The 21,191-nt window shown below is 72.2% G+C and carries 21 protein-coding genes; 11 read left to right on the top strand and 10 right to left on the bottom strand.

The window, feature by feature from the left end; all coding sequences use genetic code 11:
* Positions 1-3: 3 nt before the first annotated feature.
* Positions 4-1,122, top strand: a complete 1,119-nt coding sequence (gene serC / locus ACZ45Z_RS17195; RefSeq protein WP_468362702.1) for a phosphoserine transaminase — start codon at positions 4-6, stop codon at positions 1,120-1,122.
* A gap of 152 nt (positions 1,123-1,274) precedes the next feature.
* Complete coding sequence (locus ACZ45Z_RS17190; RefSeq protein WP_468362701.1) at positions 1,275-1,724, top strand: PPOX class F420-dependent oxidoreductase; 450 nt, start codon at positions 1,275-1,277, stop codon at positions 1,722-1,724.
* A 7-nt stretch (positions 1,725-1,731) separates the two neighbouring features.
* On the opposite strand, the gene ACZ45Z_RS17185 is transcribed toward ACZ45Z_RS17190, so the two are convergent.
* On the bottom strand, positions 1,732-2,724 hold the full coding sequence (locus tag ACZ45Z_RS17185; RefSeq protein ID WP_468362699.1) for a hypothetical protein: 993 nt from the start codon (positions 2,722-2,724) through the stop codon (positions 1,732-1,734).
* Positions 2,725-2,815: 91 nt separating this feature from the next.
* Here ACZ45Z_RS17185 and ACZ45Z_RS17180 point away from each other — a divergent pair, with 91 nt between their 5' ends.
* A complete protein-coding gene (locus ACZ45Z_RS17180; protein WP_468362697.1) occupies positions 2,816-3,610 on the top strand; it encodes a GDSL-type esterase/lipase family protein in 795 nt (264 codons plus the stop codon).
* On the opposite strand, the gene ACZ45Z_RS17175 is transcribed toward ACZ45Z_RS17180, so the two are convergent.
* From ACZ45Z_RS17175 to ACZ45Z_RS17160, 4 genes are all read right to left on the bottom strand, one after another.
* A complete protein-coding gene (locus tag ACZ45Z_RS17175) occupies positions 3,562-4,557 on the bottom strand; it encodes an aldo/keto reductase (protein ID WP_468362695.1) in 996 nt (331 codons plus the stop codon). The two genes, ACZ45Z_RS17180 and ACZ45Z_RS17175, sit on opposite strands and share 49 nt — an antisense overlap.
* 236 nt (positions 4,558-4,793) lie before the next feature.
* Positions 4,794-5,363: an RNA 2',3'-cyclic phosphodiesterase gene (gene thpR, locus ACZ45Z_RS17170; RefSeq protein WP_468362693.1), complete on the bottom strand. Its 570-nt coding sequence runs from the start codon at positions 5,361-5,363 to the stop codon at positions 4,794-4,796.
* Positions 5,364-5,431: 68 nt separating this feature from the next.
* Positions 5,432-6,802: an MFS transporter gene (locus ACZ45Z_RS17165; RefSeq protein WP_468362691.1), complete on the bottom strand. Its 1,371-nt coding sequence runs from the start codon at positions 6,800-6,802 to the stop codon at positions 5,432-5,434.
* Between the two features lie 127 nt (positions 6,803-6,929).
* The gene (locus ACZ45Z_RS17160) at positions 6,930-7,394 is read right to left on the bottom strand and encodes a MarR family winged helix-turn-helix transcriptional regulator (protein WP_468362689.1); all 465 of its coding nucleotides are present in this window, start codon (positions 7,392-7,394) and stop codon (positions 6,930-6,932) included.
* 138 nt (positions 7,395-7,532) lie between these two features.
* Here ACZ45Z_RS17160 and ACZ45Z_RS17155 point away from each other — a divergent pair, with 138 nt between their 5' ends.
* Entirely contained in the window at positions 7,533-7,718 is a 186-nt protein-coding gene (locus ACZ45Z_RS17155; protein ID WP_468362687.1) for a ribbon-helix-helix protein, CopG family, read from the top strand.
* A gap of 22 nt (positions 7,719-7,740) precedes the next feature.
* Here ACZ45Z_RS17155 and ACZ45Z_RS17150 read toward each other — a convergent pair whose 3' ends face one another.
* The gene (locus ACZ45Z_RS17150; RefSeq protein WP_468362685.1) at positions 7,741-9,210 is read right to left on the bottom strand and encodes an NCS2 family permease; all 1,470 of its coding nucleotides are present in this window, start codon (positions 9,208-9,210) and stop codon (positions 7,741-7,743) included.
* 260 nt (positions 9,211-9,470) lie between these two features.
* On the opposite strand from ACZ45Z_RS17150, the gene ACZ45Z_RS17145 reads away from it, so the two are divergent.
* The 3 genes from ACZ45Z_RS17145 to ACZ45Z_RS17135 all read left to right on the top strand — a co-directional run bounded on the left by ACZ45Z_RS17145 (position 9,471) and on the right by ACZ45Z_RS17135 (position 12,604).
* Positions 9,471-9,728 carry a DUF2530 domain-containing protein gene (locus ACZ45Z_RS17145; RefSeq protein WP_468362683.1) on the top strand — a complete coding sequence of 86 codons (258 nt, stop codon included), beginning with the start codon at positions 9,471-9,473 and terminating at the stop codon, positions 9,726-9,728.
* 97 nt (positions 9,729-9,825) lie between these two features.
* Positions 9,826-12,303: a cation-translocating P-type ATPase gene (locus ACZ45Z_RS17140; RefSeq protein ID WP_468362681.1), complete on the top strand. Its 2,478-nt coding sequence runs from the start codon at positions 9,826-9,828 to the stop codon at positions 12,301-12,303.
* A gap of 109 nt (positions 12,304-12,412) precedes the next feature.
* On the top strand, positions 12,413-12,604 hold the full coding sequence (locus ACZ45Z_RS17135; protein ID WP_468362679.1) for a hypothetical protein: 192 nt from the start codon (positions 12,413-12,415) through the stop codon (positions 12,602-12,604).
* On the opposite strand, the gene ACZ45Z_RS17130 is transcribed toward ACZ45Z_RS17135, so the two are convergent.
* Positions 12,591-12,932, bottom strand: coding sequence for a hypothetical protein (locus ACZ45Z_RS17130; protein WP_468362677.1), 342 nt, complete (start codon positions 12,930-12,932; stop codon positions 12,591-12,593). The genes ACZ45Z_RS17135 and ACZ45Z_RS17130 overlap by 14 nt on opposite strands.
* Entirely contained in the window at positions 12,929-13,165 is a 237-nt protein-coding gene (locus ACZ45Z_RS17125) for a hypothetical protein (RefSeq protein WP_468362675.1), read from the bottom strand. Before ACZ45Z_RS17125 ends, ACZ45Z_RS17130 begins: the two co-directional genes overlap by 4 nt.
* Before the next feature lie 162 nt (positions 13,166-13,327).
* Here ACZ45Z_RS17125 and ACZ45Z_RS17120 point away from each other — a divergent pair, with 162 nt between their 5' ends.
* Genes ACZ45Z_RS17120 through ACZ45Z_RS17110 form a run of 3 tightly spaced genes read left to right on the top strand, consistent with a single transcriptional unit; the run spans position 13,328 to position 14,623 of the window.
* Positions 13,328-14,149 (top strand): helix-turn-helix domain-containing protein, encoded by an 822-nt coding sequence (locus tag ACZ45Z_RS17120; protein WP_468362673.1) that lies wholly within the window; start codon positions 13,328-13,330, stop codon positions 14,147-14,149.
* A 4-nt stretch (positions 14,150-14,153) separates the two neighbouring features.
* The gene (locus tag ACZ45Z_RS17115; RefSeq protein WP_468362671.1) at positions 14,154-14,375 is read left to right on the top strand and encodes a DUF397 domain-containing protein; all 222 of its coding nucleotides are present in this window, start codon (positions 14,154-14,156) and stop codon (positions 14,373-14,375) included.
* A gap of 32 nt (positions 14,376-14,407) precedes the next feature.
* On the top strand, positions 14,408-14,623 hold the full coding sequence (locus ACZ45Z_RS17110) for a DUF397 domain-containing protein (RefSeq protein ID WP_468362669.1): 216 nt from the start codon (positions 14,408-14,410) through the stop codon (positions 14,621-14,623).
* A gap of 71 nt (positions 14,624-14,694) precedes the next feature.
* On the opposite strand, the gene ACZ45Z_RS17105 is transcribed toward ACZ45Z_RS17110, so the two are convergent.
* Both ACZ45Z_RS17105 and ACZ45Z_RS17100 read right to left on the bottom strand, forming a co-directional pair.
* Positions 14,695-18,060 carry a sacsin N-terminal ATP-binding-like domain-containing protein gene (locus ACZ45Z_RS17105; protein ID WP_468362959.1) on the bottom strand — a complete coding sequence of 1,122 codons (3,366 nt, stop codon included), beginning with the start codon at positions 18,058-18,060 and terminating at the stop codon, positions 14,695-14,697.
* 390 nt (positions 18,061-18,450) lie between these two features.
* Positions 18,451-19,368: a DUF3027 domain-containing protein gene (locus tag ACZ45Z_RS17100; RefSeq protein ID WP_468362667.1), complete on the bottom strand. Its 918-nt coding sequence runs from the start codon at positions 19,366-19,368 to the stop codon at positions 18,451-18,453.
* A 409-nt stretch (positions 19,369-19,777) separates the two neighbouring features.
* On the opposite strand from ACZ45Z_RS17100, the gene ACZ45Z_RS17095 reads away from it, so the two are divergent.
* Positions 19,778-21,166, top strand: coding sequence for an MFS transporter (locus ACZ45Z_RS17095; RefSeq protein ID WP_468362957.1), 1,389 nt, complete (start codon positions 19,778-19,780; stop codon positions 21,164-21,166).
* The last annotated feature ends 25 nt before the right edge of the window (positions 21,167-21,191 follow it).

Genomic DNA, 21,191 nt, shown 5'->3' with positions numbered 1-21,191 from the left:
CCCGTGGCTGATATCCAGATTCCCGCTGACATCAAGCCCGCCGACGGACGCTTCGGCGCGGGCCCCTCCAAAGTGCGTACGGAGGCGCTCGGCGCCCTCGCCGCAACCGGTAGCTCCCTTCTCGGCACCTCTCACCGCCAGGCCCCGGTCAAGAACCTGGTGGGCAAGGTGCGCGAGGGCGTGCGCGACCTCTTCCAGCTCCCCGAGGGCTACGAGGTTGTCCTCGGCAACGGCGGCTCGACCGCGTTCTGGGACATCGCGACGCACGGCCTGATCGCGCGCAAGTCCCAGCACCTGACGTTCGGTGAGTTCTCCTCCAAGTTCGCCAAGGCGGCCAAGCTCGCGCCGTGGCTGAAGGAGCCCACCGTCATCTCCGCCGACCCGGGCACCCACCCGGAGGCCACGGCGGAGAAGGGCGTGGACGTCTACGCCCTGACCCACAACGAGACCTCCACCGGTGTCGCGGCCCCCATCCAGCGGGTCGCGGGCGCGGACAACGACTCCCTGGTCCTGGTCGACGCCACCTCCGGCGCCGGCGGCCTGCCCGTGGACATCACCCAGAGCGACGTCTACTACTTCGCCCCGCAGAAGTCCTTCGCCGCCGACGGCGGCCTCTGGCTGGCCGTCTTCTCCCCGGCCGCCCTGGAGCGTGCGCGCGCCATCCACACCTCCGGCCGCCACATCCCGGAGTTCTTCTCGCTCCCCACGGCGATCGACAACTCGCTGAAGAACCAGACGTACAACACCCCGGCGCTCGCCACCCTCTTCCTGCTCAACGAGCAGCTCGAGTGGATCAACGGCCAGGGCGGTCTGGACTGGGCGGTCCGCCGCACCGCGACCTCCGCGCGCACCCTGTACGGCTGGGCCGAGGACTCCAAGTACGCCACCCCCTTCGTCACCGACCCGGCCAAGCGCTCGCAGGTCATCGGCACGATCGACTTCAACGACGACATCGACGCGGCGGCGGTCGCCAAGGCGCTGCGCGCCAACGGCATCGTCGACACCGAGCCGTACCGCAAGCTGGGCCGCAACCAACTGCGCGTCGCGATGTTCCCGGCGATCGACCCGTCGGACGTCGAGGCGCTGACGGCGTGCGTCGACTACGTCATCGAGAAGCTGTAGCCGCCGCGTCCCCTCACCGCGTCCGCTCGGGCCCCCGGCGTCCTTCGCCGGGGGCCCGCTCGTTCCCGCGGCCCGGCTCGGCGCCCGTCGCACGCCCCCGAACGGACGCGGTACGGCAGGACGAATCGGGACGTCTGTGCCTGTATGGAGAGATGACGACTCCCACGGCCCCCGGCCTCGCCGCCTTCGAACGCCAGGGCACGATCCTGCTCACGACGTATCGGCAGGACGGCACCGGCGTCGGCACCCCGGTCAGCATCGTCGTCGACGGCGACCACGCCTACATCCGCACCTACGACAGCGCGGGCAAGGCCAAGCGGATGCGCGCCAACCCGGAGGTGGAGTTCCGCGCCTCCACCCTGCGCGGCCGGCCCACCGGGCCCGCCTACCGGGCACGGGTGCGGCTGCTGGACCCCGCGACGCGCGAGTACCGGCGCGCCGAGCGCCTGCTGACGCGTAAATACCCGCTGCTGCACGGCCTGTTCGTGCCGCTCCTGCACCGTCTGCGCAAGGACCGGACGCTGCACTACGAGCTGCGGCTGATCGACGGCGGGGACGCGAAGGGGGACGGGGAGCGGGAAGGGGGCTCGGACGCGTCGTGACGCTGCGTCAACGCCGACGGCGCAGCAGTCGGCGCAGGGCCACGACCAGCACCGTCGCCGCCGCGAAGACCAGCGCGCCCTTTCCGAAGCTGGGGCCCGGGCCCGCGTCGTCCCGGCCGTCGGGCCCCTTGGTGGGCGAGCCGGACGCCGGATCGTCCTTCGCCGACTCCGGCAGTTCGTCGCCGGTCAGGCCGACCGGCTCGACCTGGCTGCCGCGCCCTTCGGAGCCGTACAGCAGCGTCCGGCCGTCCGGGGTGAACGTCACCGACTCGCCCTGCTGCTGGATCGGCACGCCGACGCTGCCGAGGTCCTTCGGTACGCCGTCCCGCCACCGGTACATCCGGGCCCCGAAGTAGCTGCGCATCACCAGCCGGGTGCCGTCCGGCGAGAACGCCCCGTCGGTGACCCACAGATCGATCGGCGCGACCTTGCGGAAGGTGTTGGCGCCGGAGGCGGTCAGCCGCCGCGGGCCTTCGTAGAGCGCGCCGCCCCCGCCCTGCTTCTTGCTGGCGAGGTAGACCCGGCCGGTCGTGGGATGCACCATCAGGGCTTCGGCGTCGCGCGGCCCGTCGGCGTACTTCACGGTGAACTGCGTGGCCGTGACGGTGGCGTCGCGCAGTTGCCGGGGCTCGCGGAAGCGATAGATCCAGACGTGGTCCCACGTCCCGCCGAGGTTGTCGCCGATGTCGCCGACGTAGATGTCGCCGTCCGGGCCGACCGAGATCGCCTCGACGTCCCGGGGGGCGCCGACGCCGCGCAGCGTGAGGGTGGCGACCGTACGGCCGGACCTGCCGTCGACGGCGTAGAGGTAGGGGCCGTCGTCGCTGTCGTTGTGGGTCCAGTAGACGCCGGGGTGCAGGCGGCTGGCGGCCAGCCCGCTGGACTCGCTGATCCGGGGATCGCGAAGGGTGAAGCCGTCGGACTCGTCGGCGGCGGCCGGCGCGACCGCCGCGCACAGCAGCAACCCCGCGGCACCGGCCGCGCACAGAAGCGAACGCATGGGCACAGCCTGCCATCCGCGCGGCCACCGCGTGTCGGGCGTGTTCAGCGTCACGTATCAGGCACGTGGGGTTGTCGGCCATCATGGCCGGATGAGGATCATGTGCGTCGGTGACTCGATGACCATTGGGCACACCGGCGATTTCACGTGGCGCTATCGCCTCTGGCAGCACCTGACGGCCACGCTGGACGGCCCCTGCCACCTCGTCGGCCCGCGCCGGGCGCTGCATGACACCCTCCAGGACGCCCCCGTCTCGCACGACTACGGCGACCCGGCCTTCCCCGCCGAGGCCCGGCGCCACCTGGCCGGCTGGGGCGAGGGCTGGCTGCACATGGCCCCGCTGATCGGTGACGCGGTCCGCCGCCACCGGGCCGACACCCTGCTGGTCTCGCTCGGCCTGATAGACCTCGGCTTCTATACGAACGCCACCCAGACCGCGGAGAACGTACGGCACTTCGTGGCCGCGGCCCGTCAGGCCGCACCGCACATCCGGGCGGTGCTGATGCCGGTGATACCCAACGTCCGGGCCGCGACCGACCCGGCGTTCGGCGCCGCGTGCACCCACTTCAACGAGCTGCTCGCCAAGGCCGTCGCGGACCTCTCCACCCCCGGCTCGCCCCTGCTGCTGGCCTCCGAGCCGGCCGGCTGGGACATCGCCACCGCCACCTACGACGGGACGCACCCCTCGGCTCTGGGCGAGCATCTGCTGGCGGGCGCGTTCGCCGACGCGATGCACCAGGCGTGGGGCGTCGGGGGGCCGTACGCGCCGGCCGCCGCTCCCCCGGCCCCGGTCAGCGGGCCGGATGGCGGCGGCCGGGCGACCGCTGCCGCGTCAGATCACCACGCGAACGCCTCCGGGGCCGGGCCCGGTCCCGGGAAGATCTGATCCAGCGAGGCCGTGAGGTCCTCGCCGAGTTCCAGGTCCACCGCGCGTAGCGCGCTCGCCAACTGGGCCGGTGTGCGCGGACCGACGATCGGCCCCGTCACCCCGGGGCGGGTCAGCAGCCAGGCCAGGGCGACCTCTCCGGGCTCCAGGCCGTTCTTGTCGAGCAGGTCCTCGTACGCCTGGATCCGCTCCCGCACAGCCGTGTTGGCGAGTGCGTCGGCCGAACGTCCCGAGGCGCGGCGCCCGGTCGGGCCGTCGTTCTCCTTCTTGATGACGCCGCCCAGCAGTCCGCCGTGCAGCGGCGACCACGGGATGACGCCGAGACCGTAGTCGCGCGCGGCCGGGATGACCTCCATCTCGGCGCGGCGCTCGGCCAGGTTGTAGAGGCACTGCTCGCTGACCAGGCCGACCATGCCGCGCCGGGCGGCGGCCTCGTTCGCCTGGGCGATCTTGTAGCCGGGGAAGTTGGACGACCCCGCGTAGAGGATCTTGCCCTGCTGGATCAGTACGTCGACGGCCTGCCAGATCTCCTCGAAGGGGGTCCGGCGGTCGACGTGGTGGAACTGGTAGAGGTCGATGTGGTCCGTCCGGAGCCGCTTGAGCGAGGCGTCGACGGCCCGGCGGATGTTGAGCGCGGAGAGCCGGTCGTGGTTGGGCCAGGCGTCGCCGTCGGCGGCCATGTTCCCGTACACCTTGGTGGCGAGTACGACCTTGTCCCGGCGGTCGCCGCCCTTGGCGAACCAACTGCCGATGATCGATTCGGTGCGGCCCTTGTTCTCCCCCCATCCGTACACATTCGCGGTGTCGAAGAAGTTCAGACCCGCGTCGAGCGCGGCATCCATGATCGAGTGACTGTCCGCCTCATCGGTCTGCGGCCCGAAGTTCATCGTCCCGAGGACGAGCCTGCTGACCTTGAGTCCCGTGCGTCCGAGCTGCGTGTACTTCATGACGAGCCAGCCAACGCCTTCGAGTCCGCTCAACGCAAGGGTGCCCGGCCCACGGACGGCCCGGTCAGCGGAAGGCGGCCGCCACGATCACCACGACGAGGAGCACGGCGAAAAGACCGGACATGATCCGGTTACGTGTTTTGGGGTCCACCCCTTGAGCGTAACCGGACCGGATACGAACACTTCGGCGACCCGGGAACGCGGGGACGCGGCCCATGGCCCGGTTGCGCCGCCTCTCAGTGGCCCAGGGGCCAGGACGCCAGCGCCTCGTAACGCGGCTGAGCGCCCACGACGCCCGCTACCGGCGGGTGGCTGCGCACCAGGGCCAGCGCGCCGACCGTCCACGGCGTGCCCGCGAAGTCGCCGAGTCCGGCGACGAACGGGGCGAGGTCGAGGCCGGCGGTGCGGTTCCTGGCGAGCGTGAGATGCGGGTGGTAGGGGCGGTGCTGCTCGGCCATCTCCAGACCCACCCGGCGCCCGCCCGCCGTCGCCGAGTCCGCCAGCTTGCGCATGGCCTCCCGGTCGCCCTCGGTGCCCGCCCACACCACCCGGTCCGCGAACCGCCCGCCGCCGGAGATCCGCAGCTCGTACGGCGGATGCCGGTGCGCGGCCCGGGCCAGCCGCTCGCGCAGTTCGGGCACGACCTCCTCGGCGACCTCGCCGTAGAACGCGAGGGTGAAGTGCCACCCGTCCGGCCCGGTCCAGCGCAGCCCGTCCGCGCCCGGCAGTGCCCGCAGCGCCGCGACCTCGTCGGCCAGTTCGTGGACGACGGGGGGCGGCGGCAGGACGGCGGCGAAGAGTCTCATACGGCAAGTCTCGCCCAACAGGCCACCGGCGCGCGGGGTTTCCTGGCGGGCGGCGGGCCGCGGCCCGGTCAGGCCACCGGGGCCGGCCGCTCCTCCCGCGTCGCGGCGGTCTGCCGCGGCACGAACAGCACGCGACGGTGCCCGCGGCGCAGGTCCACCTTCAACCGCAGCCCGCCGACCCGGGCGAGGATCAGCCCGATGACGACCGCGGCCACGGCGGATATCGCTCCGCCGGTCAGGAAGCCGGCCCGGGCGCCCCACGTGTCGGTGACCCAGCCGACGAGCGGCGCGCCCACCGGCGTACCGCCCATGAAGACCATCATGAACAGGCTCATCACGCGCCCGCGCATCAGCGGATCGGTGGCCATCTGCACGCTCGAATTGGCCGTGACGTTGATGGTCAGGCCGACCATCCCGATCGGGGCGAGCAGCGCCGCGAACATCCAGAAGGATGGGGCCAGGGCGGCCGCGATCTCCAGTACGCCGAAGGCCAGGGCCGCGCCGACCAGCAGCCGCAGCCGGGACGATCCGCGCCGGGCGGCGAGCAGGGCGCCGATCAGGGAGCCGGCGGCCATCAGGGCGTTGAACAGCGCGTAGGTGCCGGCGTCCTCGTGGAAGACGTGGTGGACGAACGCGGTCAGCCAGATCGGGAAGTTGAAGCCGAAGGTGCCGATGAAGCCGACCAGCACGATCGGCCAGACGAGGTCGGGCCGCTTCGCCACGTACCGCAGGCCCTCGCGCAACTGTCCCTTGCTGCGCGGGACCGGCTCGACCTTGTGGAGTTCGGCGGTGCGCATCATCAGCAGACCGGCGACCGGCGCGAGGAACGACAGGCCGTTGAGGAGGAAGGCCCAGCCGCTGCCGAAGGCGGTGATCAGCACGCCGGCGACGGCGGGGCCGATCAGCCGGGCGGACTGGAAGTTGGCGGAGTTCAGGCTGACGGCGTTGCGCAGCTCGTCCTGGCCGACCATCTCGGAGACGAAAGCCTGCCGGCAGGGGTTGTCCAGGACGGTGATCAGGCCCAGGACGAAGGCGACCAGGTAGACGTGCCAGACCTGGACGTGGCCGCTGAGTGTGAGGACGGCGAGGGCGACGCCGGTCAGGCCCATCGCGGACTGGGTGAACAGCAGGAGCGTGCGCTTGGGGAAGCGGTCGGCGATGACGCCGCCGTAGAGCCCGAGGAGCAGCATGGGCAGGAACTGCAGGGCCGTGGTGATGCCGACGGCGGCGGAGGAGCCGGTCAGGCTGAGCACCAGCCAGTCCTGGGCGATGCGCTGCATCCACGTGCCGGTGTTGGACACCACCTGTCCGGTGGCGAAGAGCCGGTAGTTGCGTACGCGGAGCGAACGGAACATGCCCTGGCGCCGGGGTGTGGTGGGGACCGTGTCGTGGTGGGAGTTCGGTGCGGGGGCGGAGTGTGCTCCGGATCCCGTACTCAAAGTGGCTTCGCCTCCTTGGGCTCGGTGTCTTGCGGGCGCGTTTACTGCCGTGCGTTTTTGCTGGCCGTGCGATTTTTCTGGCCGTGCGATTTTTCCGGCCGTACGCGCTTCCACGGCCGTGCGGCTTCTACATCTGTGCGAGTTTTTCCAGGACGGGCGCGGCGGCGCGTACCTTCGCCCACTCGTCCTCGTCCAGCCCGGCGGCCAGCTCGGCGAGCCATGCGTTGCGCTTGCGGCGGCTCTCTTCGAGCATCGCCTCGGCCTGCTCGGTCTGGGTGACCACCTTCTGGCGGCGGTCGTCGGGGTGCGGCTCCAGCCGGACCAGCCCCTTGGCCTCCAGCATGGCCACGATCCGCGTCATCGACGGCGGCTGCACATGCTCCTTGCGGGCCAGCTCACCCGGGGTGGCGTGCCCGCACCGGGCGAGGGTGCCGAGCACCGACATCTCGGTGGGGCTCAGCGACTCGTCGACCCGCTGGTGCTTGAGTCGGCGGGACAGGCGCATGACGGCGGACCGCAGTGCGTTGACGGCCGCGGCGTCATCTGGGTGCACTCCCCGGCCCGCGGGCCGGGAGTGGGTCTGTTCCGACATGGTCATTAGGGTAACTCATTACCCTTTCTAAGGAAAGCCTCTCGTGGACCCCCTAGCGGACCTCTCGGTTCACCCATCCGGGTGAGGGCGTGGCCGAAAGCGACACACCTGACCACCTGGTGCGGGGACCGTGTCCGTATGGGATCGAGAGTGCTCAGCCTGCGCGTCGACGGTGAGCTGCTGGAGCGCGTTCGGCAGCACGCCGCCAAACGCGGAATGAGCGTCCAGGACTACGTGGTCCGGACGCTCATCCGCGATGATTTCGACGAACGCTTCAAGACGTCGGTCGACGAGACGGAGAAGTTCTACGCGGCGCCGCTGTAGGGGCCCGCCGCCGGGCCGGGCGTCACTTCACACCCAGCACCTGCTGGATCGGATCCAGCAGGAAGTAGATGAGGAAGCACAGCCCGACGACGTCCAGCAGCCAGGGGATCTGGCGGAAGCGGCCGGTCGCCGTCCGCAGCAGGATGAAGGCCAGGACCCCGATGCCGATGCCGTTGGTGATGCTGTAGGTGAACGGCATCGAGACCATCGTCAGGAACGCCGGGATGCCGACGGTGAAGTCGGCCCAGTCGATGTCCTTGACGTTCGAGGCCATGATCAGGAAGCCGACGACGATCAGTGCGGGCGTCGCGGCCTGCGAGGGCACCACGGTCGCCAGCGGGGTGAAGATCAGCGCGAGCAGGAAGAGCCCGCCGGTCATCACGTTCGCCAGGCCCGTACGGGCGCCCTCGCCGACGCCGGCCGTGGACTCCACGAAGCAGGTGTTGGCGGAGGCCGAGCCCGCGCCGCCGGCCGCGACCGCGATGCCGTCCACCATCAGGATGCGGCCCATGCCCGGCAGGTTGCCGTTCTCGTCCGTCAGCCCGGCCTCCTCGCCGACGCCGATGATCGTGCCCATGGCGTCGAAGAAGCCGGAGAGCAGGACGGTGAAGACGAACAGGCAGCCGGTTAGGACGCCGACCTCCTTGAAGCCGCCGAAGAGGCTGATCTGACCGATCAGGCCGAAGTCCGGCGCGCCGACGATCTTGTCCGGGACGTTGGGCACGGCCAGGCCCCAGGCGGCGTCCGGGATGGTGGCGACGGCGTTGATGATGATCGCGACGACGGCCATGGTGACCATGCCGATGAGGATGGCGCCCTTGGTCCTGCGCACGATCAGCATGAACATCAGCACCAGGCCGATGACGAAGACCAGCACCGGCCAGCCCTTGAGCTGCCCGCCCTGGCCCAGGCCCAGCGGCACGGTGGTGTGCGCGGCGTCCGGGTTGCGCGTGACGAAGCCCGCGTCGACCAGGCCGATCAGCGAGATGAACATGCCGATCCCGATGGCGATGGCCCGCCGCAGCCCGTTCGGGATCGCGTCCATCACCCGCTGCCGCAGACCGGAGGCGACCAGGATCATCAGCACCAGGCCGGCGAGCACCACCATGCCCATCGCGTCCGGCCAGCTCATCTTGGGGGCGAGCTGGAGCGAGACGACGGCGTTGATGCCGAGGCCGGCGGCGACGGCGATCGGGACGTTCCCTATGACGCCCATCAGGACGGTGCTCAGGCCGGCCATCAGCGCGGTGGCGGTGACCAGTTGGGCGTTGTCCAGGTGGTGGCCGAACTTGTCCGTGCCGGCGCCGAGGATGATCGGGTTCAGCACGATGATGTAGGCCATCGCGAAGAACGTCGCCAGGCCGCCGCGCAGTTCGCGGCCGACCGTCGACCCCCGCTCGGAGATCTTGAAGAAGCGGTCCAGAGCGTTCTTGGGAGGCTTGGGACCTGGGTTCTTGAGGGTGTCGACCGGCGTGGAGGCCGAGGGGGACATGCGGGGACCTCAGTCGTACGGGCCTGGAGGCGGCGCGGGGGCCCGAGGGCCCAGAACATTGAACAACCGGATCAGATGGGGTGTTTTGACGAGCCGAACCAGTCAGATCCAGAAAGGTTCAGTATGAATAAACAAGTCGTTGATCGCTATCTCCGCGCGTAGACCCCCGTGGCGTACGGACCGTCCCCACCCGTCCGCACCCCGCACCGCCCCTCACCACCGCCCGCACCCCCGCCGGGGCGCCCCTTAAGCTGAGCACCATGTGGAAGAAGTCCGAATTGCGCGAGGCCCCGGCGCCTCTCGAAGGTCCCGTCGTCGGCACGATCACCGGCGGCACCATCATCTGGTTCGTGCTCTTCCTCGGCCAGCTCCCCTTCTATAACTGGTACGCCGACCGCGGCCACGGCTGGTGGGTGTGGACCTGCCTGGCCGGCGGCGCCCTGGGCATCGTGGGCATCTGGTACGTCCGCAGGCGCGACGCGGCCCTCAAGCGCGCGGCGGCGAACCACTCGGCCTGACCGAGAACCCCAGCCGCCCACCCCCACCAACACACCCACCCCCGCCGCCCGCACAGTCGGCGGGTGATTTGCGCGTTCCGCCCGTAGTGTCGGGGGAGTGACGCAGCGGGCGAGGACCGAAGTCGGGGAACCCGGACCGGGCGGCCGCCCCACCGGCCGGGCCGCCGGTCGACCGGCCCACCGGGGACTGACCGCCGCCGAGGTCGCCGAACGGGTGGCCAGGGGCGAGGTCAACGACGTCCCCCTGCGCTCCTCCCGCTCGGCCGCCGACATCATCCGCTCCAACGTCTTCACCCGCTTCAACGCCATCATCGGCGTGCTCTTCGCCATCATCCTGATCGTCGGCCCGATCCAGGACGGCCTGTTCGGCTTCGTCATCGTCGCCAACACCGGCATCGGCATCGTCCAGGAACTGCGCGCCAAGAAGACGCTCGACCACCTCGCCGTCATCGGCGAGGCCCGCCCGACCGTGCGGCGCGACGGCGTGGCCGCGGAGATCCCCACCTCCGAGGTGGTCCTCGGGGACGTCCTCGAACTCGGCCCCGGCGACAAGGTCATCGTCGACGGCGAGGTGCTGGAGGCCGACGGCCTGGAGGTCGACGAGTCGCTGCTGACCGGCGAGGCCGATCCGGTGCTGAAGAGGCCCGGCGAGCCGGTGATGTCCGGCAGCTTCGTCGTCGCGGGCGGCGGCGCGTTCACCGCGACCAAGGTGGGCCGCGAGGCGTACGCCGCCCAGCTCGCCGAGGAGGCCAGCCGCTTCACCCTGGTCCACTCCGAGCTGCGCACCGGCATCAGCCAGATCCTGAAGTACGTGACGTGGATGATGATCCCCACCGCGATCGGCCTCGTCCTCAGCCACCTCTACACCCTCAACATGGCGGGCGACGACTCGGTGCGCCGGATGGTCGCCGGCATCGTGCCGATGATCCCCGAGGGCCTGGTGCTGCTCACCTCCGTCGCCTTCGCCATCGGCGTCATCCGGCTCGGCCGCAGGCAGTGCCTGGTCCAGGAACTGCCCGCCATCGAGGGCCTGGCCCGGGTGGACGTGGTCTGCCTGGACAAGACCGGCACGCTCACCGAGGGCGGCATGGACGTCCGCGCGCTGCGCCTGCTCGGCCCCGCCCCCGACGGCCCGGCGGCGGGCCCGGACACCGCGGCCCCCGACGCCGACCCGGACGCGCCCGACGAGGTCTACGTCAGGCAGGTGCTGGGCGCCCTCGGCGAGGCCGACCCCCGCCCCAACACCTCCCTCCAGGCCGTCATCGACGCCTACCCGTCCGACGCGGCCTGGCGCTGCACCGAGTCGCTGCCGTTCTCCTCCGCCCGCAAATACAGCGGCGCCTCCCTCAACGGCCCGGACGGCGAGAGCACCACCTGGCTGCTGGGCGCCCCCGACGTCCTGCTGGCGGCCGGCGATCCCGCCCTGGCCGAGACCGACGCGCTGAACTCCCAGGGCATGCGGGTGCTGCTGCTGGCCCGCGCCGAACGGGAGCTGGACGATCCGGCGGTCACCGAGAGCCTCCGGCCCACCGCGCTCGTCGTCCTGGAACAGCGGCTGCGCCCGGACGCCGGGGATACCCTGCGCTACTTCGCGGAGCAGGGCGTGCGGGCCAAGGTCCTCTCCGGTGACAACGCGGTGTCGGTGGGCGCGGTGGCCGGCAAGCTCGCACTGCCGGGCGCGGACGCCCCGGTGGACGCCCGCGAGCTGCCGGCGGGCCGGGACGAGATGGCGGCGGCGCTCGACGAGGGCGGGGTGTTCGGCCGGGTCACCCCGCGGCAGAAGCGGGAGATGGTCGCCGCCCTCCAGTCGCGCGGCCACCACGTCGCGATGACCGGCGACGGCGTCAACGACGTGCTCGCCCTCAAGGACGCGGACATCGGCGTCGCGATGGGCGCCGGCTCGGAGGCGACCCGCGCGGTCGCGCAGATCGTGCTGCTGAACAACAGCTTCGCGACGCTGCCGTCGGTGGTCGCCGAGGGCCGCCGCGTGATCGGCAACATCACCCGCGTCGCCACCCTCTTCCTCACCAAGACCGTCTACTCGGTGCTGCTGGCGGTCCTGGTGGCCTGCTGGCAGATCCCCTATCCGTACCTGCCCCGCCATCTGACGCTGCTGTCCACCCTGACCATCGGCGTCCCGGCGTTCTTCCTGGCGCTGGCGCCCAACACCGAGCGCGCCCGCCCGCACTTCGTCCGGCGCGTGATGCGCTACGCCGTCCCCTCCGGCCTCATCACCGGCACCGCCGCCTTCGTCACCTACCTCCTGGCCCGTTCCCACTACAGCGGCCCGGACGCCCTGCCCGCCGAGACCAGCACGGCGACCCTGACCCTCTTCCTCACCGCGATGTGGGTCCTGACGATCATCGCCCGCCCCTACACCTGGTGGCGGATCGGCCTGGTCGCGACGATGGCCGCGGGCTTCCTCGCCGTCCTGATCACACCGTGGCTGCAGCGCTTCTTCGACCTGAAGCTGGTGGGGGTGACGATGCCGTGGACGGCGGTGGGCATCGCCGTGATCGCGGCGCTGCTGCTGGAGATCACCTGGCGCCGGGTCACCCGCAGGTTCCCGGCGTGACGCACGGCCGTGGCCGCCGCCCTGCCCGAGCGCGGCGCGATGACAGCACGGTCACGGATCGTCCCCCGCGATGGCGATCAATACCGGCCACCGCATAGTGTCCGTGCCCATGACATTCCACCCGGGGGACCTCACCCACCAGCTCCTGGCGGGCACACACCGCCACTACCACTACCACTCCGGCTACGGCTCCTACGGCCACCACGGCGGCAGCAGCGACCCGTGGTGGGTATGGCTGATCGTCCTTGTCTCCGCGGCCGTCCTCATCTGGGGCATCGCCAAGAAGTTCAGCTCCGACTGACCCGGCCCCGCCCCTCGGCGGCCCCGGCCCCCGCGGACGCGGCCAGGTGCCGCCCCAGACGCGCTCCCCGGCTCTCCGCGACCCGCCGCACGTCCCGCAGGGCGTCGCTCAACGCCCGGGCGAGGAACCGCAGCTCCCGCCTGGTGACCTCGTAGCCGGCGAGTATGTCGGCGGCGTGGCCGAGAATGTCGTCCGCCATGTCGAGTTGCAGGCGCTCGATGTCGTCGGCGACCCGCGAGACGTACCCGGCCCCGTCCCCCACGAGGTAGCAGGGATTCCCCTCCGCACTCGCCCACGGCAGCAGCCGCACGGCATCGGTGTGCGTCATGGCGCGACCATCTCCAGCCCATGGGCCCGCTCGTACGCGACGAGGTACGGACGGACCATGACCGTGTCCTCACCCCGCACCATCGGGACGTACGCGGCGCGCGGCCGCCGCACGACGGGCGGGACCTCCGGGCACCGCACAACGTCCGCACAAGTGTCGCCCCTACGACGCCCCGAGGGCGGAAACAACAGACTCAGCAGCGGCCCGAAGAGCTTCGCGATAGCGTGTTTCATGTCGTCGACCTCCATCTGGTGATGACCACGCCCCCGGACCGTGGCAGCGGTCGCGGGGGTCTTCTCTCGTTACTCAGCATTGCCGATCCAGCACGATGGGTGCACGCTTTGCGTGTCACCAAAGTCCCCCAGTGGACAGCGAGTTGAAAGCGTGTTCGAGCTATGGAGTTGAACAACGAGGACGACGGCGACAAGGCCACCCCCCGCACGATGCTGGGCCGCCGCCTGCGCCGCCTACGGGAGTCGGCGGGCCTGTCCCAACGAGCCCTGGCCGACAAGGTCGGCTACCCGCACACGTACATCAGCCGGGTGGAGCGAGGGGAGCAGCTTCCGTCGGAGGCGCTGGCGCAGGCTTTTGATGAGCATTTCGGCACGGACGGATTGTTCACCGAACTACTCGGCATGGCACAGGACGCCCTGATCGCCAACTACAGTCGCGAGTTCGTCGCCAAAGAGGGTGACGCCATTCGAATCCAGGTCTTCACGAGCAGCGTCATTCCCGGCCTTATGCAAACGGCGGAGTACACCCGGGAGCTCTTCCGTCACGGATTGGCCACTGAATTGCTATGCGAACTCGAAGCGCGGGTGACCACCCGAATGAATCGGCAGCGAATTTTCGAGCGCCCGGACGCGCCACCCTACTGGGCCATCATGGACGAAGCAGCGCTAAGGCGTCCATTGCGGAACAAAGAGGCCATGCGCGAGCAACTCGAACACCTACTGGAAGTCAGCGAGAACCCGAACGTCACCCTTCAAGTACTTCCGTTCGAGCAGGCGCTGTACGACATGATGGGTGGCAGTCTGACGCTGCTGACGTTCAAGGACGGCACCACCGAGGCTCTTGTCGAAAGCTTCATTTCAGGCGACGCAGTAGACTCACCAAAGAGGGTTGTCGAGCTTGTTCAGCGCTTCGACAGGCTGCGCTCAAAGGCCCTTCCAGAACGTGAATCTCTCGACCTGATTCGTAGTTACCTGAAAGAGTAGGCCGATGACCGCTAACCGCATCCCCGCAGCGTCCGCTCTCACGACGTGGCGCAAGTCGTCCTACAGCGGCTCCGAGAACGGGGATTGCGTGGAGGTCGCCGATGGATTTCCCGGCGGCGTCCCCGTACGCGACAGCAAGGCCCCGCACGGTCCGGCGCTGGTCTTCCCGGCGACCGACTGGTCGTCGTTCGTCACCGCCGTCAAGGCCGGCAAGTTCTCCGCCTGAGCGAACTGGGGGCCAACCGAGGGAGCACGAAGATGAAGACGATTCCTGACGCGTCCGCTCTGACCGGCTGGCGCAAGTCCAGCTACAGCAACGGCCAGGGAGCCGAGTGCGTCGAGGTCGCCGACGGGGCCCCCGGCGCCGTCCCCGTTCGCGACTCCAAGAATCCGCACGGCCCGGCCTGCGTCTTCCCGGCGGACGACTGGTCGTCCTTCGTCGCCGCCGTCAAAAGCGGGAAGTTCTCCGCCTGAGCCGACGCGGCGCAGCAGCACGGCCCCCGCCGCATACGACGGGGGCCGCCCGCTCGACCGCCACTCGACGGCTAGTCGAACCAGCGGGCCCGCGCCAGTTCTTCGCCCCGTTCCGGCTCCTCCAGGAGGGCCGCGACCTCGAAGCGGCGGGGCCACTGGGCGGTGGACCAGGCCAGGGCGGCGGCCAGGCCCTCCAGTGTGGCCGCGTGCAGGGTGCCGTCCGGGGTCCGGTGCCAGTCCAGTTCGGCGGGCTCGTCGCCCTCGCCGTCGCCGACGAGGAGTTCCTCGTGCTCGGCGTACGTGCGGGGCGTGCCGGTGCCCAGCAGGACGCGTACCGCCTCGGGTACGTCGCGCCGTACGCCCTCGGAGCGGACCTCGGCGGCGACCACCTCGCTCAGGCGGCGGACCTGGAGGAGTTCTGCCAGCGCGGCGGCCCGGGACGGCGATACCGGCAGCAGGGCGAGGCCGGCGGCCAGCGGCATCAGGTCGGGGGCGTCGGCGACCACCGCGTCGGCGGCGTCGACGACGGTGACCGTGCCGTCCACCACGGCCCGCAGCTCGTCGGGGAGCGTCACCTGATCGGGGTCGAGTTCGGCCAACGCGCCGTAGAGCGCGTGGAGTTGGGCGGCGCCGACGGTCGACTCCGCGTCGGCCAGGCGGCCCAGCAGTTCCGCCGCGCCGCCCGGTTCCTCCAGGAGCGCCGCGACGGAGGTGCGGACGCCGAGGGCGCGCAGCACCTGCGCGTCGACCTCGCCCGCGTCGGCGGGCTCGTACAGTCCGGCCAGCAGCGGATCGCCACCGGCCGACCGCAGGCCCGCCGGCCGCCGGCCGTCGAGCACCGGGTGCCCGCGCAGCCACCAGGCGGTGTAGGGCCGTACGGATTCGGTGGTGCCGTCCGGCAGCAGCACCCGCACCGGCGCGGTGAGCGCGTCCCGCAGCGGCGGCCGGGAGAGCATTTCGAGCACCTGCGGCCAGGCGTCGTCGTCGACCAGGTCCAGGTCGCGCACCGCGACCAGCTCGGTCGCCACCGGCGGCACCGACCAGCCCTGGCCCGGCCACCCCTCGCCGCCGCCGTCCGGCCGCTGGGTGAGCTCCAGGCCGTCGAGGACGTCCTCGCACCACACGTCGACCGCGTCCAGCAGCCCGGCGTCGTCCGGCTCGGCGAAGTCCCCGTCGCGCGGCTCCAGTTCGTCCGGATCCAGCACCACGTCGGTGGCGCGTACGAGCGCGAAGGCGGCCAGCACGCCCACCGCCGTCAGCGGCTGCTCACCCCAGCGTTCCGCCAACTCCGCGTCGACGGCGGCGAGTTCGCCCTCCCGGATGACGCGTTCGAAGGCGCTACCCGGGAACACCAGCTCGCCCGCCGGCGCCGGCTCGCCGTCCTCGTCCGGCAGGGCGAGCGCGCCGAGCCACGGCTCGTCCCCCGGCGCGAGGTTCGCGTCGCGGACCAGGGCGAGCACCGTGTCGGCCAGCGCTTCCGCGCCCAGCGGCGCGCCGGGGCCGTCCTCCATGTCGTCGGCGAAGACGTCGTAGGCGTCCTCGTCGGCGTCCAGGGAGTTCGCGACGGCCGCCCGGACCTGGGGGGTGGTCAGCACCGCGCGCGGAAAGGCGGGCGTGGCGCCCAGCTTCTCCAGCAGCGGGTGCACCGCGTCCGGGTGGGCGACCTTCAGCCCGAGCCGGGCGAGCGTACGGTGCCGCTCGGCGGCGTCGCCGTCGCCGTCCGCGCCATCGCCGGGCAGCGGCAGCAGCACCTGGCGCGGCCCGATCACCGTCCGGCCGCCGCCACCGGGCCCGCGCCCCGCCGGGCCCGCCAGCGGCACCGGCAGGCCGCTGAGCTGGTCCGGGTCGGTGCCGGCCAGCGCGTCGTAGAGCCGCCACCACCAGCCGGGCGACCGCTCGACGCCCGCCAGCCGGTCGATCATCTCGCCCAGCGGCACCCGGGCCACGTCCAGCGAACGCAGCTCCGGACGGCGTTCCAGACCGGCCGGCAGCAGGCTGGGGAACAGCTCGGCCAGCACCGCGACGGTCCCGGCGCCCGCGCCTTCCACCAGCTCGGCCTCCACCGGCCGCAGCACGAAACGCTCGGGGTCCTCGGCGTCGCCGGCGGTCTCGGCGTACGGGCCGTATTCGTCGTCAGGGGCGGGCCGGCCGGCTCCGCTCACGGGCGCCGCGCTCTGCGTCGACTTCCCGCCTGCCGGGGCGCCCGCGCTCGGCAGGAACCGCACCCGGGGCAGCAGCGCGAGCACCTGGCGGCGCAGCTCTCCGTCCAGGCCGCCCTTGCCCAGCGGGCCGGGGACCAGGTCCAGGGTGCCGACCGAGACGGGTTGCCAGTCGCGCAGCAGCGTCGCGTACGCGGCGGCCGCCCGCTCCACCAGGAAGTCGGTCAGCGCTCCGGGCGCGACGTGGCGGCGGGTGGGCTCCAGCGGGAACGAGGCGATCAGCAGGGCGGGCAGGCCCAGCGGCTCGTCGGTCGGGGTGGGGGCGTGCACCACGGGCGCGGTCGCGGGCCGCGCCGGCGCGCCGTCGTCGTGCACCGGGACCGCCCAGGTCACCGACCACACCGGCCGCAGCCGCTCCTCAACGGGCCGGTCGGCGAGCAGCGCGGGATCCAGCGGCCCGCCGTCGCTCGCCACCCGCCAGCGGGTGGCGCCCCGCTCGCTGTCCTCGATCAGGACGTGGTCGTGCTCCTGGGTGCGCGTCAACTCCCGTACGCCCTCGGGCGTCTCGATCACGACCTGGGAGAGCCCGGGCAGCGTCAGCAGCAGCGCCGCGTCGATCCCGTCCAGCAGTCGCTCGGCGAGGTCCTGGGCGGCGCCGTCGCGCAGCGGCAGGACGACGGCGGTGTCGTAGCCCTCGGGGGCGCCGCCCTCGGCGGGCAGCGGCAGGCGCAGCAGCGGCACGTGGCCGTCCCGGCGGCGCAGCTCGCCGCCCAGGCCGGGGCTGTGCGCGGCCACCTCACGTGTCAGTTCGCGGGCCTCGGCGAGCGACCAGCGCACCCCGCCGGTACGGCCGACCAGCGCCGGTTCGTCGCTGACGGCCAGGACGGCGGCGAAGCCGACGCCGAAGCGGCCGACCGCGCCGGCCGCGGCACTGCTCTCGCGTTTGGCGGAGGCGCGCAGGGTGGAGAGCGATTCGACGCCGGTGGCGTCGAGCGGGGCGCCGGTGTTGGAGGCGACGAGGACGGCGGAGTGGGTGCCGTCGGCCGGGTGCAGGGTCAGCCGCAGGCGGCCGGGGACGCCCGCGCGGGCGGCGGCGTCGGCGGCGTTCTGCGCCAGTTCCACGGCGAGCCGGTCGCGGTAGCCGCCCAGTGCGAGGTCCTCCTCGGCGTTGGCGTCCTCGCGGAACCGGGCGGGTGAGGCGGCCCAGGCGTCCAGGACACCGCGCCGCAGTCGCGCGGTCCCGAACGGGTCCGCCCCTTCGGCCGCGCCTCGCACCATCGCCGTACCGGTCACTGTCCGTCTCCCTAGAGTTGGTCGGCCTTGACCGTATCGCCCGCCACGCCGCCCGGTGAGCGGTGCCCGTACCTGGTGTCATTGTCCCGCGCGCGAGGGGAACGGCCCGCGAGCGGACGCTGGACACGCACCCTTGTCCCACCTCTCCCCCACCGGACGGAGAGCAGCCCACCGGCCGAGAGGCGGCGGTCCGCAGGGACGCGGTCCCGGAGGTCCGCCGCCGGACCACTACACGCCCGTCTCACCGATCCCACACGCCCCGAACCCGGACGCCATCCGCCGCCGGAACCCCACCGCCGAAGGCGGAGAACCCCCGGACGCCGACGCCCACGGCGGCGCACCCGACAACGTGGGGCCGGGCCGCCCCCGCGGCGCCTAGCTGTGGCCCAGCTCCTCGGGCGGCCCCGCGTCCTCCACGGAGCCCCCGTCCCGCTCGGGGCGCAGCGACAGCGCGTCGACGATCGTCTCGTCGATGACCGGCTCGGCCGGCCGCGGCGGCTTGGGCATGACGGCGGCTTCGGAGTGGCCGCCGCAGCCGTAGGCGAGGGAGACCACCCGGCCGTCCGCCGGGGAGAACTCGTTGGCGCAGACGCCGAACGCCTGGCGCAGCGATCCGGCGAGCGGGGTGAGGAAGCCGCAGCTCACGCAGGAGGCGGGGGCCGCCTGGGCCATCGGGGTCTTGGGGCCGTACGCCTCTTCCCAGCGGTCGGCGGCGACGTGCAGGCCGTAGCGGGACAGGACGCGGGCGCGGCCCATGCCCAGTTCCTGGGCGACGTCGGCCGCGCTGCCCCGCACGGGGGCGGGCTGGACGGCCGGCGAGCCGGGCTCGACGTCGGCGTCCTCGACGTCGGCGAGGTCCTCCACGAGGCTGGAGGGCGCCTTGTCGGCGACGACCGAGTTGGGCGGCGGGACGTCCTCGCCGGTGTAGCCGGGCTCCAGGCGCAGGTCGTCGGCCTCGGTGGGCAGCAGGTCGCCGGGGCCCATGTCGCCGGGGCGCAGCCGCTCGCTCCACGGCACCCATTCGGGGGCGAGCAGCGCGTCGGGGCCGGGCAGCAGCACCGACTCGTCGAGGGTGACGTTCTTGGCGCGGGAGGCGCGCGCCACCGTCACCGCCCAGTGCCAGCCGCGGTAGCCGGGCTCTTCGCAGGCGAAGAGATGGGTGACTACGCGGTCTCCTTCGACGACGACGTCGAGGTGCTCGCCGACCATTCCGGGCAGCGCGGTTTCCTCCGCGGCCGCCCGTGCCAGGTCGACCGCCTCGGCGCACAGGCGGTCAGGGATACGGCTTCGCATCGCAGCACTCACAAGAATCGATTCTCTCTTCCACGCCGTCTCACGAGTGCGCCAGCCATAGCTGTCCTGTCCTGTCCGGACGACCGGCGGGGCCGGGGCGGGCGGAGCGGACCAGGGGACCGCGTCGACGTCCGCGCCCGGTCGTTTCGGTCGAGCGCACCTATTACGAACCATTCTGCGGGATCGCGGTAAGGCGCGCGGCCAAAAACGACCGCCGGTGGCGCGCTACACACGCTACCCCTTCAATCGTGGACGGCCCCTCGGTGGGAGCGGCAAATGTCACCGACACGCTCCGCCGGGCGGTCCGCGCCGCGCGCCCGGCCGGAGAAACCGCCCTCTCCTGGGCGAGTTGGGGCAGTATGGCGGGGTGGCTGCCGCAAGGACGTCGAAGGTGTCGAAGACATCACGGGTGTCGCGCGCATCGACCAGAGGCGGGGAGGGAGGCAACCGGGCCCGCCGGGCGGGCCGGGTTGTCGGCCGCGTGCTGCACACACCGTTCACCGGCGCGGCCCGCGGGGTGCGGCGGGCGACGCACGCGCACGGGGCGGGCGAATCGGGCCTGGGCAAGCTGATCGAGCTGCACGCGGTGAACTCCGCCGGCGACATGATGATCACCATCGCGCTGGCCTCGACGGTGTTCTTCTCGGTGCCCACCGACCAGGCGCGGGGCCGGGTGGCGCTGTATCTGGCGGTGACGATGGCGCCGTTCGCGCTGCTCGCGCCGGTGATCGGGCCGCTGCTGGACCGGGTGCCGCACGGCCGCCGGGCGGCGATGGCCGGCGCCATGCTGGCCCGTGCGCTGCTGGCCCTGACGATGGCGGGCGCGGTGGCGGGCGGGGGCCTGGAGCTGTATCCGGCGGCGCTGGGCGTGCTGGTGTCGTCCAAGGCGTACGGCGTGGTCCGCAGCGCGGTGGTGCCGCGGCTGCTGCCGCCGCGGTTCGCGCTGGTGAAGGCCAATTCCCGGGTCACGCTCGCCGGGCTGCTGGCGACGGGGCTGGCGGCCCCGATCGGTGGCGGACTGCACCTGATCGGGCCGAGCTGGCCGCTCTACGGCGCGTTCGCGGTGTTCGTGACGGGCACGTTCCTGTCGTTCTCGCTGCCGCACAAGGTCGACTCGGCCAAGGGCGAGGCGCGGGCCCGCCTGGCCTCGGGCGAGGAGGTGGAGGAGGGGTCGGTGCTGTCCAAGCGGCGGCCGGGGCTGCGGACGGTCGGCCCGTCCGTGCTGCACGGCCTCCAGGCCAACGCCTGCCTGCGCTCGCTGTCGGGCTTCCTGACGTTCTTCCTGGCGTTCATGCTGCGCGAGCACCCGCTGGGCGGGCTCGGTCCCGCCACCTCGCTGGGCCTGGTGGCGGTGGCCGCCGGCACCGGCAACGCGCTGGGCACGGCCATCGGCGCGTGGCTCAAGGCCCGGGGCCCGGAGCGGCTCATCGCGACGATGCAGGGCTTCGCGCTGTCCGCCACGCTGCTCGCGGCGGTCTTCTACGACGTGATCGCGATCGTGGTGGTCACCGCGGCGGCGGCCACCGCGGGCCTGTGCCAGGCGCTGTCGAAGCTGTCTCTGGACGCGATGATCCAGCGCGATGTGCCCGAGGGCGTACGGACGTCCGCGTTCGCCCGGTCCGAGACGGCGCTCCAGATGTCGTGGGTGGTCGGCGGCGCCATCGGCATCTCGATGCCGCTGATCGGCATGGTGGGCATGTCGGTGGCGGCCGGCCTGGTGATGGTCGGTGTGCTCACGGCCGTACGGGGGCTGCTGGGGGCGGCCCGCCGGGGCGGGGCGGGCCCGCGGGTCGAGTGAGCGGCGCGGCACGCCGCACCCGCGC

It is taken from the genome of Streptomyces sp. NPDC031210, assembly GCF_055570395.1.
Note: the sequence above shows the minus strand (reverse complement) of the source record. Positions and strands in the feature narration are given on the sequence as shown.